General features: G+C 65.4%; 2 protein-coding genes. One reads left to right on the plus strand and one right to left on the minus strand.

What is annotated here, in order from left to right; translation table 11 throughout:
- Positions 1–385 (minus strand): dCTP deaminase (gene dcd / locus Q1J95_RS15195; protein WP_300269161.1); only part of this gene is annotated, 385 nt, incomplete at its 3' end.
- Positions 386–519: 134 nt separating this feature from the next.
- Between dcd and Q1J95_RS15200 the strand changes: the two genes are divergently transcribed.
- Positions 520–3,659 (plus strand): putative Ig domain-containing protein (locus tag Q1J95_RS15200; RefSeq protein ID WP_300269162.1); only part of this gene is annotated, 3,140 nt, incomplete at its 3' end.

A 3,659-nucleotide genomic window follows, 5' to 3' on the forward strand; every position in this document is an offset into this window, starting at 1 on the left:
CAAGCGTGACGTGGCCGGTGAACCCGGGGTCGATGAAGCCCGCCGTGGAGTGCGTGATGAGGCCGAGGCGCCCCAGCGACGACTTGCCTTCCAGACGCGCGGCGATGTCGTCGGCGAGACTGACCTGCTCGAACGTCGCGCCGAGCGCGAACTCGCCGGGATGCAGGATGAACGGCTCATCCGGCTTCACCTCGATGAGGCGGGTGAGCTCGGGCTGGTCTTCGGACGGGTCAATGAAAGGGTACTTGTGGTTGTCGAACAGGCGGAAGTATCGGTCCAGGCGCACGTCGATGCTCGACGGCTGGATCATCTCCGGCTCATGCGGGTTCAAGCCGATGCGGCCGGAAGCGAGTTCTGCTTTGATATCGCGGTCACTGAGAAGCACGGATACAGCCTATTGCCCGGTCGCCTCACACGTGACGACGCGGTAGGCCATACTGAGCTGCGAAGGGTTCCGACATCGCCCTCGCCCGACCCCGCTTCGTAGAGGAACAACAGCGTTCCGGAATGAGTTGCCTCATGCACCCATCACGATCGTCCACCGCCGCAAGGTTTCGCACGCGTGCCACGCGCATCATCACCGCGGCGACACTCGTGACAAGCGCCGTGCTTGTTCCTGTCTCGGCATCCGCTGCCGCACCGATCGTCGTCGACGACTTCAGCGGCACGCAGATCGCCGCTCCCGCAGTAACCCTGTCCGACGGCGGAGGCACCAGCACGATGCCGACCTCAACGGCGCTCGACGGCGCCCACCGCTTCGAGCTCTTCGGCAACGGCAACTCGGTCACGTCGGCATCGTTGGCGTACACCTTCGCCGAGGTCGATCTCACCTCCGCGGGCTCCAATACGCAGTTCATGGTCGGACTCGACAGCGTCACACGCGGACCCGACCTTCCGGACGGTCAAACCGCCGTGTCCGCACAGATCGAGGTGTCAGACGCCCACGGCGCCGTCGGACAGTACTCGACCGGCTTCGCGAATGTGGCGGACTTCGATCTCGTGCTGAATTTCGATTGCACGGCTGGTTCGACGGTCTGCTTCAGCGGAAACATCGACTTCACGCGCGTGACAGGCATCACGCTCACCTTCTTCTACCCGTCGAACTACGATTCCGGCCGTTCGACCGTGGTCGTGATCGATGAACTTCGCACAACGCCCACGGGAGGAAGCCAACCGCCTGCCCCAGCACCGGCTATCACGCTGGACACCCCCACGACATCCGGCACCGTGTGGGCCGAGGGCTCGACCGAACTGGTGTACTCGGTTGACTTCCGTTCCAACGGCGCGAACGCCGAGATGGCGACGGTGGATCTGTCTGGATCATCGCTCGAAACGACCGGCTCGCTCGCCGCCTCGATCACCGACATCTCGGGCAGCGGCGGCAGTTTCGAGATCACGGTCGGGGTCACGTCCGGATCCGGCTCGTTGCGCGTTGTGGTTCCCGCAGGGTCAGGCACCGACACCTGGGGCCAGTCGAGCACCACGGCCGAAAGTTCAGCTGTCTCGATCGAGCAGGGAACCACCCCCGCGATCGAGGCACAGAGTTTCACCGTTCATCACGGGCAAGACGACGAATCGACGCTGGCGGCATCCGGTACACCGACACCCACATTCGGTGCGACGACAGCGCTGCCCGCAGGTTTCACCCTCGCTGCCGACGGAACCCTGTCCGCGTCGGACGCCGCCGTGGGAACGTACGCGTTCACCGTACAGGTGACCAATCCCCTGGGTGTCGATCAGGCGACAGTGAATGTCACGGTCGACGAGCTCGCGTTCACCAGCGCGGCAGCCGCCACCTTCGACTCGACACAGGAATCGGATTTCACCGTCACCTGGGAGGCGCCCGATGGCACCACGATCAGCGGCTACGACCAGCTCCCCGCTGGCCTGACGGCGACGCCAGGCGGAAACAGTCTGACGATCTCGGGAATGCCTGACCGCGCGGGCTCGGGCGTCACGGTGCTTCCTCTCGTCTTGACCCCGGTGGCGGGCGATCCGGTCACGCAGGACCTCGCGTTGACCGTAAACGCGCCGCCCCTGTTCACCGGATCAATGGATTTCATCGCGACAGTGGGCGAGCCGTTCAGCGCGACGGTCACATCACAGGGCTGGCCAGTTGCCGAGCTGACGTTGGCTGATGCGCTGCCGACGGGCCTCACCTTCGACGACAACGGCGATGGAACGGCCACCATCAGCGGCGAGGCGACCGAACCCGCGCCGAGCTCGGCGGTGACCGTCACAGCCGACAACGGCTCGGCGACGACATCCGCAGAACTGACCTTCAGCGTGTACTCCGAGCCGATGATCGCGCCGTTACTCGACCAGTCGGTCGAGATCGGAACGACCGTCAGCGTTCCGCTGGTCACAAGCGGTGTTCCGGCTCCTGTGGTGAGCGCGAGCGACCTGCCCGGTTGGATCACCCTGAACGGCAGCATCGCGTCGGGATGGGCACTGGTCGCCTCACCCACCAGCTCCGATGAGGCCGCGACGATCACGCTCCAGGCAACGAACGCTGCGTCTTCGGTATCGACACAGGTCTCGTTCACGCCATACGCGGTGCCAGAGGTCAGCGGTCCCGAATCCATCGTGTTCGTGGCCGGCGCACCGGTTGCTGACGATGCGGTCTATGCGGTGTCCGGCTCGCCCGCACCAGACATCGACGTGGCGGGTCTTCCCGCCGGCGTCTCCGCTCAGATCACCGACGACACGGTGACTCTCGAGGGCGAGCCCGAGACACCGGGCAGCTACTCGGCGACGATCACGGCGACGAACAGCTACGGCGGCAGCGTATTCGACATCAGCGTCACCGTCGATGAGGTTCCGGCGATCTCACCGATCGTCCCCGTCGAGACGCCCGTGGGCATGTCGTTCACCAAACAGGTGCGGGCATCAGGCCAGCCGACTCCAGCTCTGGCGGCGACAGGCCTGCCGAACGGCGTGACGTTCACCGATAACGGCGACGGCACCGGCACCATCTCTGGCACCGCAGGGTCTCCTGGCGACTCGACCGCGACGATCACCGCGACGAATCGATCGGGTGCCGTCTCGACGACGTTCGCACTGACCGCCACAGCCGCACCACAGATCACCTCTGACGCGGCCGTCGGCTTCGAAAGCGGGGTCGCCGATGAGTTCACGATCACGGTAGAGGCCTACCCGGCGCCGACGATCGCGCTGGTCGGGACGCTTCCGGACGGGCTCGTATTCGCCGACAACGGCGATGGCACCGCAACGATCACTGGCACCGCTGATGTACCGGTTCGCGAGAGAGTCAAGATCGTGGCTGACAATGCAACGGATGCCGCTGAGCAGACGCTCGTCGTCACGGTATGGAACGCACCGGAGTTCACGTCTACGCCGACAGCGGCGTTCACCGTCGGCGAGAGCGGGCAGCAGCAGATCTCGGCGACGGGATTCCCGACTCCTGCGCTCAGTCTCGCCGGGACGCTGCCGGCGGGGCTCACGTTCGTCGACAACGGCGACGGCACCGGCATGATCTCGGGGACCCCCGCCTCAGACACGGCCGGAACTTTCGAGGTCAACCTCACCGCAACGATCAGCATCGCCCAGCCGACGGAGCAGACGCCGATGGCGTTCGCCCTGTTGGCAGCGGGCGACGAGGTCAGCACACAGCAGACGCTGCAGCTCACTGTGGCCCC

It is taken from the genome of Microbacterium sp., assembly GCF_029263575.1.
In the GTDB taxonomy this organism is placed as follows: domain Bacteria; phylum Actinomycetota; class Actinomycetes; order Actinomycetales; family Microbacteriaceae; genus Microbacterium.